The 13,099-nt window shown below is 71.5% G+C and carries 13 protein-coding genes; 5 read left to right on the top strand and 8 right to left on the bottom strand.

Annotation, left to right across the window (positions count from 1 at the left end; genetic code table 11):
• The first annotated feature begins 15 nt into the window (after positions 1-15).
• The 3 genes from lptE to C5708_RS06320 all read left to right on the top strand — a co-directional run bounded on the left by lptE (position 16) and on the right by C5708_RS06320 (position 2,551).
• The gene (gene lptE / locus C5708_RS06330) at positions 16-516 is read left to right on the top strand and encodes an LPS assembly lipoprotein LptE (protein WP_242919044.1); all 501 of its coding nucleotides are present in this window, start codon (positions 16-18) and stop codon (positions 514-516) included.
• Positions 517-523: 7 nt separating this feature from the next.
• Positions 524-1,579 (top strand): DNA polymerase III subunit delta, encoded by a 1,056-nt coding sequence (gene holA, locus C5708_RS06325; RefSeq protein WP_242919042.1) that lies wholly within the window; start codon positions 524-526, stop codon positions 1,577-1,579.
• Between the two features lie 111 nt (positions 1,580-1,690).
• Positions 1,691-2,551: a universal stress protein gene (locus C5708_RS06320; RefSeq protein WP_242919040.1), complete on the top strand. Its 861-nt coding sequence runs from the start codon at positions 1,691-1,693 to the stop codon at positions 2,549-2,551.
• Between the two features lie 497 nt (positions 2,552-3,048).
• Here the strand turns inward: C5708_RS06320 and C5708_RS06315 are convergent, their stop codons facing one another.
• From C5708_RS06315 to C5708_RS06285, 7 genes are all read right to left on the bottom strand, one after another.
• On the bottom strand, positions 3,049-3,213 hold the full coding sequence (locus C5708_RS06315; protein ID WP_242919038.1) for a hypothetical protein: 165 nt from the start codon (positions 3,211-3,213) through the stop codon (positions 3,049-3,051).
• A gap of 353 nt (positions 3,214-3,566) precedes the next feature.
• The gene (locus C5708_RS06310) at positions 3,567-4,478 is read right to left on the bottom strand and encodes a ParB/RepB/Spo0J family partition protein (RefSeq protein ID WP_242919036.1); all 912 of its coding nucleotides are present in this window, start codon (positions 4,476-4,478) and stop codon (positions 3,567-3,569) included.
• Between the two features lie 17 nt (positions 4,479-4,495).
• Positions 4,496-5,341 carry a ParA family protein gene (locus C5708_RS06305; protein ID WP_242919035.1) on the bottom strand — a complete coding sequence of 282 codons (846 nt, stop codon included), beginning with the start codon at positions 5,339-5,341 and terminating at the stop codon, positions 4,496-4,498.
• The gene (gene rsmG, locus C5708_RS06300; RefSeq protein WP_242919033.1) at positions 5,328-5,990 is read right to left on the bottom strand and encodes a 16S rRNA (guanine(527)-N(7))-methyltransferase RsmG; all 663 of its coding nucleotides are present in this window, start codon (positions 5,988-5,990) and stop codon (positions 5,328-5,330) included. Before rsmG ends, C5708_RS06305 begins: the two co-directional genes overlap by 14 nt.
• The gene (gene mnmG, locus C5708_RS06295) at positions 5,965-7,827 is read right to left on the bottom strand and encodes a tRNA uridine-5-carboxymethylaminomethyl(34) synthesis enzyme MnmG (RefSeq protein WP_242919031.1); all 1,863 of its coding nucleotides are present in this window, start codon (positions 7,825-7,827) and stop codon (positions 5,965-5,967) included. Before mnmG ends, rsmG begins: the two co-directional genes overlap by 26 nt.
• Before the next feature lie 162 nt (positions 7,828-7,989).
• Entirely contained in the window at positions 7,990-9,339 is a 1,350-nt protein-coding gene (mnmE, locus tag C5708_RS06290) for a tRNA uridine-5-carboxymethylaminomethyl(34) synthesis GTPase MnmE (protein ID WP_242919029.1), read from the bottom strand.
• 17 nt (positions 9,340-9,356) lie between these two features.
• Complete coding sequence (locus C5708_RS06285; RefSeq protein ID WP_242919027.1) at positions 9,357-9,599, bottom strand: DUF6489 family protein; 243 nt, start codon at positions 9,597-9,599, stop codon at positions 9,357-9,359.
• Between the two features lie 117 nt (positions 9,600-9,716).
• Here C5708_RS06285 and C5708_RS06280 point away from each other — a divergent pair, with 117 nt between their 5' ends.
• Positions 9,717-10,415, top strand: a complete 699-nt coding sequence (locus tag C5708_RS06280) for a dienelactone hydrolase family protein (protein WP_242919025.1) — start codon at positions 9,717-9,719, stop codon at positions 10,413-10,415.
• A gap of 9 nt (positions 10,416-10,424) precedes the next feature.
• Positions 10,425-11,396, top strand: a complete 972-nt coding sequence (locus tag C5708_RS06275; protein WP_242919023.1) for a quinone oxidoreductase — start codon at positions 10,425-10,427, stop codon at positions 11,394-11,396.
• 82 nt (positions 11,397-11,478) lie between these two features.
• Here the strand turns inward: C5708_RS06275 and rho are convergent, their stop codons facing one another.
• A complete protein-coding gene (gene rho, locus C5708_RS06270; RefSeq protein WP_242919022.1) occupies positions 11,479-12,909 on the bottom strand; it encodes a transcription termination factor Rho in 1,431 nt (476 codons plus the stop codon).
• Positions 12,910-13,099 lie beyond the last annotated feature (190 nt).

Raw genomic sequence — 13,099 nt, 5'->3', positions numbered from 1 at the left:
TTGATCCGTCGACCCTTGGTAAAAGCCGTCGCGCTCGGCGCGCTCCTCGTCCTGGGCGGTCTGACGGCGGCGGGCTGCGGCTTCACGCCGCTCTACGCCTCTTCGGGCGTCACCCCGGCGCTGTCGGCGATCACCATCGCCGCGCCGCAGGGCAGGACCGCCTATCTGGTGCGTGAATCGCTGGAGGACGCGCTGCTCCAGAACAGCGACGTCCCGGCGAAGTACCGGCTGGGCTTCACCCTCAAGGAACAACGGTTCGCCCGCGGCCTGCGCTCCGACAACGTCGCCAACCGTTACGAGCTGCACGTCGACGTCAACTACACCCTGACCGAGATCGCCACCGGCAAGACGGTCAGGCAGGCCGGCCAGAGCGCCGTGGTCACCTACGACTCGGCCGACCAGCCCTACGCCGGCATCGCGGCCCAGTCCGACGGCGAACGACGCGCCGCCGAACAGGTCGCCCAGCGCATCCGCATCGACCTGGCCAGCTTCTTCGCCAGCCAGAAGAAGCCCTGACGCCGCGATGATCCTGGGCAAGCGCCCCGAGATCGAACGCTTCCTGTCGAACCCGCCGGCCGACGTTCGCGCCGCCTTGATCTATGGCCGCGACCGGGCGGTCGTGCGCGAGCGGGCCGACGGCCTGGCGGGCAAGGTGGCCGTGCGCCCCGACGATCCGTTCGACGTCGCCCTGCTGACCGAAACCGACATCGACGGCGATCCCGCCCGGCTGGAGGACGAGCTGGCGGCGCTGTCGATGATGGGCGGCCGGCGGCTGGTGCGGCTCAAGCTGACCGGCGACAAGGCCTCCGCCGACCGCAAGGCGGCCGAGGCGTTGAAAGCCCATGCCGAGGGCAAGCTCAATCCCGACGCCTTCTTCCTGATCGAGGGCGGCGCCCTTGGCCGCGACTCGGCGCTGCGCAAGGCCGCCGAGGGGGCCAAGGCCGGCGCCGTGGCCATTCCCTGCTACGAGGACGAACCGGGCGACGTGGCGCGGCTCGTGCGTGAGAACCTCGCCCGCGACAAGGTCGGCCTGACCTCAGACGCCCTCGACATGTTCGTCGCCCGCCTGCCGCGCGAGCGGGGGGTGGCCCGCCAGGAGATCGAGCGCCTGGCGCTCTATCTGGGGCCGGGCTCGGGCGTCACCGCCGGCCCCGGCGACCTGGAGGCCTATCTGGGCGTCGAGCCGGAGGCGTCGTTGTCGGACGCGGCGCAGGACGCCTTCGGCGGTCGGCTTGGCGCGGCCCAGGCGGCGCTTCGCCGGGCGGCGGCGGAAGGAGAGGGCGGCCCGGCCGCCGTGCGGGCCATCGGCCTGCATCTCGGCCGGCTGCGCCGCACCCTGACCCTGGCCAAGAGCGGCGCGGGCCTGGCCGAGGCGGCCAAGGCCTCCGGCGTGTTCTGGAAGAGCGAACGCGAGTTCCTGCGCCAGGCCAGGGCCTGGACGCTGGAGCAGCTCGACGTCGTCCAGCCCGAGGTGCTGGCCGCCGACAAGGCGTGCAAGACGGCCGGATCGCCGGACAATCTGATCGCCGAGCGCCTGGCCCTGACCATCGCCGGCCGGGCGCGGCGCCTGGGGCTGTAGGGCCTCGACCGGCCGCGCGCGGGATATTTCCTCGCGTCCACGCGTTGAACAGGTGCGAGGCGGCCCGTCCGCCGGGCGCCGTCCCGCGCGCCGATCCCGGAAAGGCCGACCATGCCCCCCAGCCCGATCTACGACCAAAGGCCGCAACGCCTGGTGCTGGCCACCGACCTCAGCGCCCGCTGCGACCGGGCCATGGACCGCTCTGTGCAGCTGGCGCGGGCCTGGGACGCCGAGCTGGTGGTGGCCAACGTCATCGAGACCGAGGCCGCGCCCGACAAGGACGCGCCGGCCTGGCGGCGGGACGGCGCGCCGGCCGATCTGGTCCGCCGCCTGGTCGAGGCCGACGTCGCCGATCCGGCGGTGCGGCTGAAGGTCGAAGTCCGTTCCGGAAACCCGCCCGACGTGGTCGCCGACCTCGCCGAGACCCACGCCGCCGGCTTGATCGTCACGGGGATCGCCCGCGATCCGGCGCTGGGCCCGCGCATTCTCGGCCGGCTGGTGGAGCGGCTGGCCCGCACCTCGCCGGCGCCGACCCTGATCGTCAGCGACCGCGCCCGTGGGCCCTATCGCCGCGTCGTGGTCGGGCTCGACTTCTCCAAGCCGTCGACGCGGGCCATCCATACCGCCTTGGCCTATTTCCCGGACGCGGCCGTCGAGCTGTTCCACGCCTTCCAGCCGCCGGCGCGGGGCAGGGTGAACCTGGACGAGCATCGCGACCAGCTGCGCGAACTGGCCCGCAAGGAGGTCGACAAGTTCCTGCGCAAAAGCGGTCCGGAAGCCGCTCTAGGCCTTGCGACCGTGGTCGAGCCGGGGGACGCGCCCGGCCTGCTCGCCGACTATGTCCATACCGTCGGGGCCGATCTGGTGGTCTTGGGCGCCGAAAGCCGCGGCGCCTTGACCAGCGCCATCATCGGCGGGGCGGCCGCCCGCATGCTGTCGGCGCTGCGGGGCGACGTGCTGCTGGTGCGATAGGGGCGGCCACAGAACCGGCTAAGTTCGGAGCCAGGGTGTCGCGCGCGCGGGTTTTCGCCCCGCGTCGGGCGGGGGCGCCAGTAAAAGCCGCGCAGGCGGCCGGGGGAGCGCATGCAGCCGCCGTCAGACACCGACGACACGTCGCCGTCCAACCTCTACGCCCGGCCAAGTCCGTGGGGACGCCTGCCGCCGACCACCTTTCAGCTGGGGCCGTTGCCGCGCGCGGCCAAGCCAGCGTCGCCGCCGGCCGTCCCGCCGCCGCCGAGGCCGAGCATCCTCACCGGATCGGTGATGCCGGCGCCGCGCCAGGCCAAGCCGGCCCCTGCGCCGCAGCCGGCCCCTGCCCCTGCCCCTGCGGCCGCTTCGCGCCCGGAACCCGCATCAGCGCCGGCGCAGGAGCCGGATCAGAGCCCTTCGCCCGGTCCGGTCCTGGCCGCCGAGGCCATGGTCATCTCGCCGATCGGGAAGGACACGCCCGAACGGCGCAGGACCGGCCTCTACCTGGCCCTTGCGGGCGCGGGGGCCTTGGCGCTGGCCGCCGGCGCGGCGGCGATGCTCAGTCGGCCGCAGGGCCGGACGGCGACGCCGATCCCGCCCGTGACGGCCACGCCGGCCGCGCCGCCCAGCCAACCGACCGTGGCCGAGGCGGCCAAGCCTGTCACGGTCCCAGAGACCGCCACGGCCATGCCGGCGGCGGCGCGCAATCCTGCAAGCCCGGGTCCGGCTAAAGTGGCGAAGACAGCGGCGCGAAGGCCCTCAGGGGCCGCGTCTGGCCTTCCGGCCGCCGCCGGGGCCGCTCCGGCGACCGTCAGCGAGCCCTCGGCGTCCCCCGTTCAGGATCCCGTGGTCGCGGTGACGCCGCCAGCGACGGTGGCCGCGCCCGTACCGGTCGAACCGGCACCTGTGGCCCCCCCGCCGCCTCACCCTCGGCCAGCCGCCGATCCCGACGCCCCGATCCCAGGCCGGACGCCGGGCTGAACCAGCCCCAAAAGGTCCCGAAACCGGCCTTGGAAGCTCAGCCCGCCGAACGGGTGAGCCGGCGGCAGAGCTCGTCTAGCTGTTCCAAGGTGGCGTAGCGGATGCGCAGTTCGCCGACGCCGCCGCGATCGTCGATGGCCACCTCCAGCCCGAGGACGTCGGCGAGGTCTTCCTCCAGCGCCCGGGTGTCGGCGTCCTTGCCCCTCGCCCCGCCGATGGCGGGCCGGGCGGCCCGGCCGCCGACCGGGCCCTCGGGATTGGCCGCCTTGCGGGCCAGGGCCTCGGCCTCGCGCACCGACAGGCCTTCGTCGACGATCTGGCGGGCCAGGGCCGCGACATTGGGCGCCGAGGCGATGGCTCGGGCGTGGCCGGCGGTCAGCCGGCCGGTGATCAGGTGTTCCTGCACCTCGTCGGGCAGGTTGAGCAGGCGCAGGGCGTTGGCGACATGGCTGCGGCTCTTGCCGACCGCCTCGGCCACGGCGTCCTGGGTGCGGCCGAACCGCTCCAGCAGCGCCTTGTAGCCCAGGGCCTCTTCGATGGCGTTGAGGTCGGCGCGCTGGACGTTCTCGATGATGCCGATCTCAAGCACCTGCAGATCGTCGAGCTCGCGGATCACCGTGGGCAGGGCGCGCAGGCCGGCGCGCTGGGCGGCGCGCCAACGCCGCTCGCCGGCGACGATCTGGTACTCGCCGGGCGCGCCGGGGGCGGGGCGCACCAGGATCGGCTGCAGCACGCCCTTTTCGCGGATCGACGCGGCCAGCTCCTCGAGGTCCGCCTCGACGAAATGCCGGCGCGGCTGGTCGGGATTGCGGCGGATCAGCTCGATCGGCGTTTCGCGCACGCCGGCCGTCGCCGTCGCGGGGGCGCCTTCGCCGGCCGGAGAAACCTCGGCCTCGCCCAATAGGGCCGACAGGCCACGACCCAATCCCCGGCGGTTTTCCGCGGCCATAACCGTATCCTTCATGTTCAAGCGGCCGCCCGCGCCTGTCTTGCGCGTTCGCGGCTGACGACCTCGCGGGCCAGCTTCAGATAGGCCTGGCTGCCGGCGCATTTGAGATCGTAGATCAACACCGGCTTGCCGAAGGACGGCGCCTCCGACACCCGCACGTTGCGCGGGATCACCGTGTCGTAGACCTTGTCGCCGAAGTGCGAGCGCACGTCCTCGGCCACCTGGTCCGACAGGCTGTTGCGCCGGTCGTACATGGTCAGCACGACGCCCTGGATCTCAAGCTTGGGGTTGAGGCTGCCGCGCACCAGCTCCACCGTGCGCATCAGCTGGGTCAGGCCCTCCAGCGCGAAGAACTCGCACTGCAGGGGCACCAGCACGGCGTCGGCGGCGGTCATGGCGTTGACCGTCAGGAGGTTCAGCGACGGCGGGCAGTCGATCAGCACATAGGTGAAGCGGTCGCGACCCTCGTCGGCGCGCAGGTCGGCCAGGGCGTCGCGCAGGCGGTACGAGCGGCGGTCGGCCCCAGCCAGCTCCAGCTCGACGCCCGACAGGTCCGGGTCGGACGGCACGATGAACAGGCCCGGCAGCGAGGTGGCCACCGCCGCCTGGGCCAGCGGCTGGCCGCCGACCAGGACGTCGTAGGCCGTGGTCGAACGCTGGCTGCGCGAAACGCCCAGGCCGGTGGAGGCGTTGCCCTGCGGGTCGAGGTCGAGGATCAGCACCCGCTCGCCGACGGCGGCGAGGGCGGTGCCCAGATTGATGGCGGTGGTGGTCTTGCCGACCCCGCCCTTCTGGTTGGACACCGACAGCACCCGTAGGGCCGGGTATGCCCCGGCGGCGGCGTTGGGGTCAGACTTTGGCACGAGACAGCCTTTTCACCTCGACGACGTGGCCACGCGGATCGCTCAAGCTGGGCCTGAGCTCAGCCTGAAAAATCCAATATTTTGTGGCTTCAGTCAATTCAACCTCAACATCTTGACCCTTTAGAAACAAGGCGGTCGCGCCTCGCTTCAGGTAGGGCCGGGCGTACCCGAGCAGCCGCGCCATGGGCGCGCAAGCCCGGGCCGTGACGATATCCACGGAAAGCGACAACTCTTCCGCACGTATGTTGTGAATCGTCGTCGGCAGGGCCAGACGCGTGCTGACCTCGGCCAGGAAGCGGCAACGCTTGGCCATGCTCTCGACCAGATGCACCTGGGCGCCGGCGACGCCCTTGAGCAGGATGGCCAGGACCAAGCCCGGAAACCCGGCCCCGGCGCCGAGATCGGCCCAGGTGAGGGCCTGCGGCGCGTAACGCAGCAGCTGGGCGCTGTCCCAGGCGTGCCGCGACCAGAAATCGGGCAGGGTGGCCGGCCCGACCAGGTTCATCTTCTCGTTCCACTCGGCCAACAGGTCGAGGAAGACGGCAAGGTCGGCGAGTTGGGCGTCGGTCGCGCCGGACGCGGCCTGGAAGCCGGCGGCGTCGACCACGCGCACGGGCGCGGCCTCAAGCGACGCGGGCGCGACGGACATGGGCCAACAGGGCGGTGATCGCGCCGGGGGTGACGCCTTCGATGCGGGCCGCCTGGCCCAGGGTCAGCGGGCGGATGCGGTCCAGCTTCTCGCGCACCTCGTTGGACAGGCCGCCCAGCCCGGCATAGTCGAGATCGGCGGGCAGGCGCAGGTCCTCGTCGCGGCGGAAGGCCTCGACGTCGGCGGCCTGGCGGTCGAGATAGCCGGCATAGGCCGCGTCGATCTCGATCTGCTCGCGGGTGGCGGCGTCCCACGTGGCGATCTGCGGCCAGACGGCCGCCAGACCCTGCAGGTCGACGCCGGGATAGGCCAGCATCTGCAGCAGGTCGCGCCTTTGGCCGTCGGCGTTGACCTTGAAGCCCAGGCGGGCGGCCTCGGCCGGGGTCAGCTTGAGATCGCGGGCCAAGCCGCGGGCGGCGGCCAGCTTTTCGGCCTTGGCCTCATAGGCGCGGGCCCGCTCCGCCCCGACCACGCCCAACGCCGTCCCGCGCGCGGTCAGGCGCTGGTCGGCGTTGTCGGCGCGCAGCGACAGCCGGAACTCGGCCCGGCTGGTGAACATGCGATAGGGTTCGGTGACGCCACGGGTGACGAGGTCGTCGATCATCACCCCGATATAGGCTTCGTCGCGGGCGAAGGAGACGGGCTCGGCCCCCGAGGCGGCGCGGGCGGCGTTCAGCCCGGCCACCAGCCCCTGCGCGCCGGCCTCCTCGTAGCCCGTGGTGCCGTTGATCTGGCCAGCCAGATAAAGGCCGGGCAGGCGCTTGACCTCCAGCAGCGGCGACAGCTCGCGCGGATCGACATAGTCGTATTCGATGGCGTAGCCGAACCGCTTGACCTCGACCTGCTCCAGGCCGGGAATGGTGCGCAGGAACAGCGACTGGGTCTCCTCGGACACCGAGGTCGAGACGCCGTTTGGATAGACGGTGTCGTCGTCGAGACCCTCCGGCTCCAGGAAGATCTGGTGGCTGGTCTTGTCGGCGAAGCGGACGACCTTGTCCTCGATCGAAGGGCAGTAACGCGGGCCCCGGCCGTGGATGCGGCCGCCATAGACCGCCGACTCGCTGAGTCGCTCGGCGATGATCCGGTGCGTTTCCTCGGTGGTGTAGGTGACGCCGCAGGACACCTGCGGCCGGTCGACACTGGCGGTCAGGAACGAAAAGGGCGTGGCGGGGTCGTCGCCGGCCTGCATCTCCAGGCGGTCCCAGGCGATGGTGCGGCCGTCGAGGCGCGCCGGGGTGCCGGTCTTCAGCCGCCCCATGTCCAGGCCGAGCGCGTAGAGCCGGTCGGCGAGGCCGATCGACGGCGCGTCGCCGACCCGGCCCGCCGGGATGCGTTTGTCGCCGAGGTGGATCAACCCCTTGAGGAAGGTGCCGGTGGTCAGCACCACGCGCGGGGCCCGATAGAGGTTTCCCGTGGCGCCGACGGCGCCGGCGACCCGGCCATCCTCGACGATCAGGTCCTCGACCGCCTCGGCGACGATGTCCAGGCCATGCTGGGCGGCGAGGGCGGCCTGCATGGCCTCGCGATAAAGACGGCGGTCGATCTGGGCGCGGGGGCCGCGCACCGCAGGGCCCTTGGAGCGGTTGAGCAGGCGGAACTGGATGCCGGCGGCGTCGGCCACGCGGCCCATCAGGCCGTCGAGAGCGTCGATCTCGCGCACCAGATGCCCCTTGCCCAGGCCGCCGATGGCCGGGTTGCAGGACATCTCGCCGATGGTCTCGATCTTGTGGGTCAACAGCAACGTGCGCGCGCCGAAGCGCGCGGCGGCGGCGGCGGCTTCGCAGCCGGCGTGGCCGCCGCCGATCACGATCACATCCCAGGACAAGGTGCGGGTCATCGAAACCGAGGCTGAACGAGGAACGCCCCCGGCGAGCGGGGGCGCGGAGCTTCTTATAGCCGAAAGGGCCGGGGAGGGCGAGTCGGTCAGGCGTGTTTCACGTGAAACATCGGACCCAGGGCAGGCGACTGGCGACGGCGATGTTTCACGTGAAACACCGCCTCACTTGCCGATGCAGAAGCTGGAGAACACCCGGTCCAGCACGTCTTCGGCGTCCACCCGGCCGGCGATGCGGCCCAGCGATCGGGCCGCCAGCCGCACATCCTCGGCCGCCAGCTCGACCTCGGCGTCCAGCATCTCGACCGCCCGGCCCAGGTGATCCCGCGCCTCCACCAGCCGGCCGCGATGCCGCTCCCGCGTCGCGGCGGGAAAATCGGCCCCGCTCAAGGCGGCGACCACCGTCCGGCGCAGGCGCCCGGTCAGCTCGTCCAGGCCCAGGCCCGTGGTCAACGACACGGAGGCCATCGTCGCCCCGACGGCCGCCGCGTGCTTGCGCGCCGCCTCGCCGTCGCCGGACGCCGGCAAATCGGCCTTGTTGATCACGCAGATGTCGCCGGCCCGCAGCAAGCCCGCCGCCTCCCGCCAATGGCCGTCGCCCGCCGCGCCATCGACCACCCACAGGCGCAGGGCCGCGCTTTCCGCCCAGGCCCGCGCCCGACGCACGCCCTCGGCTTCGATCACATCCTCGGCCCGCCGCACCCCGGCGGTGTCGGCCAGCAGCACCTTGTAGCCTTCCAGCACCAGCGGCGTTTCGATGACGTCGCGCGTGGTGCCCGGCTGGGCGGTGACGATGGCGGCGTCGCGGCCGGCCAGGGCGTTGAGCAGGCTGCTCTTGCCGGCGTTGGGGGCGCCCATCAGGGCGACGCGGAAGCCGTCGCGCACCCGCTCGCCCCGCGCGGCGTCGGACAGGGCGGCGTCCAGCTCGGCGATCAGCGCCGCAAGGCCGGGCCGGGCCCGCGCCGCCAGGTCCTCGGGCAGCTCCTCGTCGGGAAAGTCGACGCCCGCCTCCAGCAGGGCCAGGCTCTCGATCAGGGACGCCCGCCAAGCGGCGTAACGGTCGCTCAACGCCCCATCCAGCTGCGACAGGGCCTGGCGGCGCTGGGCCTCGCTCTCGGCGTCGACCAGGTCGGCCACCGCCTCGGCCTGGGCCAGGTCCAGCTTGCCGTTCTGGAAAGCCAAGCGGGTGAACTCCCCCGGCTCGGCCAACCTCAGGCCGAGGGCGGCCAAGGTCTCGACCACGGCCTCGACCACGGCCTGGCCGCCATGCACGTGAAACTCGGCGCAGTCCTCGCCGGTGTAGCTGGCCGGCCCGGGGAACCACAGCACCAGGGCCTGGTCGATGGTCTCGCCGTCCCCCGGCCGGCGAAGGCGGCGCAGCGACGCCAGCCGCGGCGCCGGCAGGCCGCCGCAAAGCCGCGCCACCACGTCCGCCGAGCGCGGACCCGACAACCTGACCACGGCCACCGCCGCGCGTCCCGGCGCCGTGGCCGGGGCGAAAATGGTATCCGACATCGATCCGCCTTGCGTCCTCAGGGCTTGCCCGCCGCCCCGGCCGCCGCCGCCGCCATCAGCCGGCGGAACTGCTCCTGGGCCTGGTCGCCGAACGCGCTCCAGGTCTTCATCAGCTCCTCGGGCTGCAGCATGGCGATGTTGGCGTCCATGCGCTTCTGCATCTCGGCGGTCAGCCGCTCGTTGAGGGCCGACACGTCGGGCAGGCCGAGGAAGGCGCGCGCCTCCTGCGGAGTGCAGTCGATCTCGATCGTCACCTTCATGGCCGGCCTTCGTCTCCTGGGCGCGCCCCGCAATCGGGCGGGGGCACGACTTTGTTATGGGCGCTTCGCGGCCCAGAGCGTTACTACCCCCTGGGACATAAACGGAGAGCGAAAACCATGAGCCATGAAAGCCTGACCGTCACCACCCCCGACGGCGACTTCAGCGCCTATGTCGCCCGCCCCGCCGCCGCCAAGGCGCCGGCCGTGGTGGTCATCCAGGAGATCTTCGGGGTCAACGCCGTCATGCGCGGCGTCGCCGACGACCTGGCGGCCCAAGGCTATCTCGCCATCTGCCCGGACCTGTTCTGGCGGATCGAGCCGGGCGTCGACATCACCGACCATTCCGAAGCGGAATGGAAAAAGGCCTTCGAACTCTACAACGCCTTCGACGTCGAAAAGGGCGTCGCCGACATCGCCGCGACCATCGACGCCATCCGCAAGGACGCCGGCTGCACCGGCAAGGTCGGGGCGGTGGGCTTCTGCCTCGGCGGCCTGCTGGCCTTCCTGACCGCCGCCCGCACCGACAGCGACGCCACGGTCGCCTTCTACGGCGTCGGGATCGAGAAGTTCACCGGCGAAGCGGCCAAGCTGGCCCATCCGCTGCTGATGCATATCGCCGAGGAAGACCAGTTCGTGCCCAAGCCGGCCCAGGAGCTGATCCTGGCCGCGCTGAAGAACCACCCCCAGATCGAGATCCACACCTATCCCGGCCGCGACCACGCCTTCGCGCGCAAGGGCGGCCAGCACTACGACGCCAAGGACGCCGCCCTGGCCGAGGGCCGCACGGCGGCCTTCTTCAAGACCAACCTGGCCTGAGGCGCGGCGATGCTGGCTGTTCAAGCTGTCCGCGCCGGCGGCCCCGAGGTCCTGGAGGTCGTCGAGCTTTCCACGCCCGAGCCGGGTCCCGGTCAGATCCGCATCCGCAACGAAGCGGTCGGCCTCAACTATATCGACACCTACCAGCGCAGCGGCCTCTATCCGATGAAGCTGCCGGCGGTGCTCGGCCTCGAAGGCGCCGGCGTCGTCGATGCGGTCGGGGAGGGGGTCGCCCGCTTCAAGGTCGGCGACCGCGCCGCCTACGGCAACGGCCCGGCCGGGGCATACGCCCAGTTCCACGTGGTCCCCGCCGAACGCGCCGTGCGCACGCCGGAGGGGGTGTCGTCGCGCGCCGCCGCCGCGGCGATGCTCAAGGGCATGACCGCCGAGTTCCTGCTGCGGCGGTGCTATCGCGTCCAGGCCGGCCAGACCATCCTGGTCCACGCAGCCGCCGGCGGGGTGGGCTCGATCCTGGCGCAGTGGGCCAAGTCGCTGGGGGCCGTGGTCATCGGCACGGCCGGCTCGGCCGACAAGGCGGCCCTGGCCAGGACCTACGGCTGCGACCACGTCATCCTCTATCGCGACGAGGACGTGGCGGCGCGGGTCCGCGAGCTGACCGGCGGCAAGGGCGTCGCCGTCGCCTATGACGGGGTCGGGGCCGAGACCTTCGAGGCGACCCTGGCCAGCCTCGCCCGGCGGGGAACCTTCGTCAGCTTCGGCAACGCCTCGGGACCCGTGCCGCCGTTCGCGCCGCTGCGCCTGTCCCAGGCCGGCTCGCTGTTCTTCACCCGGCCGACCCTGTTCGACTATGTCGCCACGACGGAAGAGCTGGACGCCAGCGCCGCCGCCCTGTTCGCGGCCATCGCCTCGGGCGCGGTCAGGATCGACATCGGCCAGGAGTTTCCGCTGGCCGAAACCCGCCGCGCCCACGAAGCGCTGGAGGGCCGGGCGACCACCGGCGCGACCCTGCTGATCCCCTGATCCCAAGGCCGCGCCGCAAAGCAAAAGAGCCGGGCCCCAGGGCCCGGCTCCTCTGTCGCGGAGATCGGCGTCGACCGCGCGATCAGGTGTTCATCGACTGGAAGAAGTCGCCGTTGTTCTTGCTCTGACGCAGCTTGTCGAGCAGGAACTCGATGGCGTCCTGCGGCCCCATCGGGTTGAGGATGCGGCGCAGGACATAGGTCTTCTGCAGCACGTCCTTCGGGGTGAGCAGCTCTTCCTTGCGGGTGCCGGACTTGAGGATGTCCATCGCCGGGAACACGCGCTTGTCGGCGACCTTCCGATCAAGGACGATTTCCGAGTTACCGGTGCCCTTGAACTCTTCGAAGATCACTTCGTCCATGCGCGAGCCGGTGTCGATCAGGGCGGTGGCGATGATGGTCAGGCTGCCGCCTTCCTCGATGTTCCGCGCCGCGCCGAAGAACCGCTTCGGCCGTTGCAGGGCGTTGGCGTCGACGCCGCCGGTCAGCACCTTGCCGGAGGAGGGGACCACGGTGTTGTAGGCCCGGCCCAGACGCGTCACCGAGTCCAGCAGGATGACCACGTCGCGCTTGTGCTCGACCAGGCGCTTGGCCTTCTCGATGACCATCTCGGCCACCTGGACGTGGCGGGTCGCCGGCTCGTCGAAGGTCGAGGCGACCACCTCGCCCTTCACCGTGCGCTGCATGTCGGTGACTTCTTCCGGCCGCTCGTCGATCAGCAGCACGATCAGATAGCATTCGGGGTGGTTGGTCTCGATCGACTTGGCGATGTTCTGCAGCATCACCGTCTTGCCGACCCGCGGCGGGGCGACGATCAGGCAGCGCTGGCCCTTGCCCAGCGGGGCGACGATGTCGATGACCCGGCCCGAACGGTCCTTCAGGGTCGGATCGTCGATCTCCATGGTCAGGCGCTGGTCGGGATAGAGCGGCGTCAGATTGTCGAACGCCACCTTGTGGCGGACGTTCTCCGGGCTCTCGAAGTTGACCTGATCGACTTTCACCAGGGCGAAATAGCGTTCGCCCTCGCGCGGGCTGCGCACGCCGCCCTCGACCGAATCGCCGGTGCGCAGGCCGAATTTGCGGATCTGCGAGGGGCTGACATAGATGTCGTCGGGCCCGGGCAGGTAGTTGGCTTCCGGGCTGCGCAGGAAGCCGAAGCCGTCCGGCAGCACCTCCATGGTGCCCGAGCCGGAGATTTCAACGCCTTCCTCGGCCAGGCCCTTGAGGATGGCGAACATCATGTCCTGCTTGAGCATGGCGTTCGCGTTCTCGATCTCCAGGCTTTCGGCGAAAGCGAGCAGATCGGCCGGCGACTTGTCCTTGAGCTCCTGCAGCGACATGCGCGTCAGGCCCATGGCGGCGATGGCGTTGGCGGCGGCGGTCGGTTCTTCGGGACCGTCGTCCTCGGCGCCGCCGAGCTCATCGCCGAGATCGGCGGCGTCCTCGATGGCGGCGGCCGCGTCGGCGACGAGGGTTTCGTCCTGCGCGGCTTCGGTTTGGTTTTCGTCTTGCATGATGATGACTCTGTCGAAAAGGCTCGCGCCGGCGATCCGCCGGAACGAGCGAGGGCCAAGCGGCCCTCAGGTAAATTGATGTGCGCACGCGGCGCGGAGCGGGAGGCGGACCGTCGCGGCGCGGAGCGGACGGCTCGGGCGCGGGTCCGTGGAGAGAGGGGAACGTCGGCTTGCGACGACGCTTCGCAGC

It is taken from the genome of Caulobacter sp. CCUG 60055 (genome assembly GCF_022750545.1).
Classification (GTDB): domain Bacteria; phylum Pseudomonadota; class Alphaproteobacteria; order Caulobacterales; family Caulobacteraceae; genus PUIC01.
The sequence above is the reverse complement of the archived record's forward strand: the minus strand, read 5'-3'. Positions and strand labels throughout refer to the sequence as shown.

Coding starts and splice junctions, on each gene's coding strand:
- C5708_RS06310 (WP_242919036.1), bottom strand. CDS start 4,478: ATGGCCGCGGAAAACCGCCGGGGATTGGGTCGTGGCCTGTCGGCCCTA.
- holA (WP_242919042.1), top strand. CDS start 524: ATGATCCTGGGCAAGCGCCCCGAGATCGAACGCTTCCTGTCGAACCCG.
- rsmG (WP_242919033.1), bottom strand. CDS start 5,990: ATGTCCGTCGCGCCCGCGTCGCTTGAGGCCGCGCCCGTGCGCGTGGTC.
- C5708_RS06275 (WP_242919023.1), top strand. CDS start 10,425: ATGCTGGCTGTTCAAGCTGTCCGCGCCGGCGGCCCCGAGGTCCTGGAG.
- C5708_RS06320 (WP_242919040.1), top strand. CDS start 1,691: ATGCCCCCCAGCCCGATCTACGACCAAAGGCCGCAACGCCTGGTGCTG.
- C5708_RS06280 (WP_242919025.1), top strand. CDS start 9,717: ATGAGCCATGAAAGCCTGACCGTCACCACCCCCGACGGCGACTTCAGC.
- rho (WP_242919022.1), bottom strand. CDS start 12,909: ATGCAAGACGAAAACCAAACCGAAGCCGCGCAGGACGAAACCCTCGTC.
- mnmE (WP_242919029.1), bottom strand. CDS start 9,339: ATGTCGGATACCATTTTCGCCCCGGCCACGGCGCCGGGACGCGCGGCG.
- mnmG (WP_242919031.1), bottom strand. CDS start 7,827: ATGACCCGCACCTTGTCCTGGGATGTGATCGTGATCGGCGGCGGCCAC.
- C5708_RS06285 (WP_242919027.1), bottom strand. CDS start 9,599: ATGAAGGTGACGATCGAGATCGACTGCACTCCGCAGGAGGCGCGCGCC.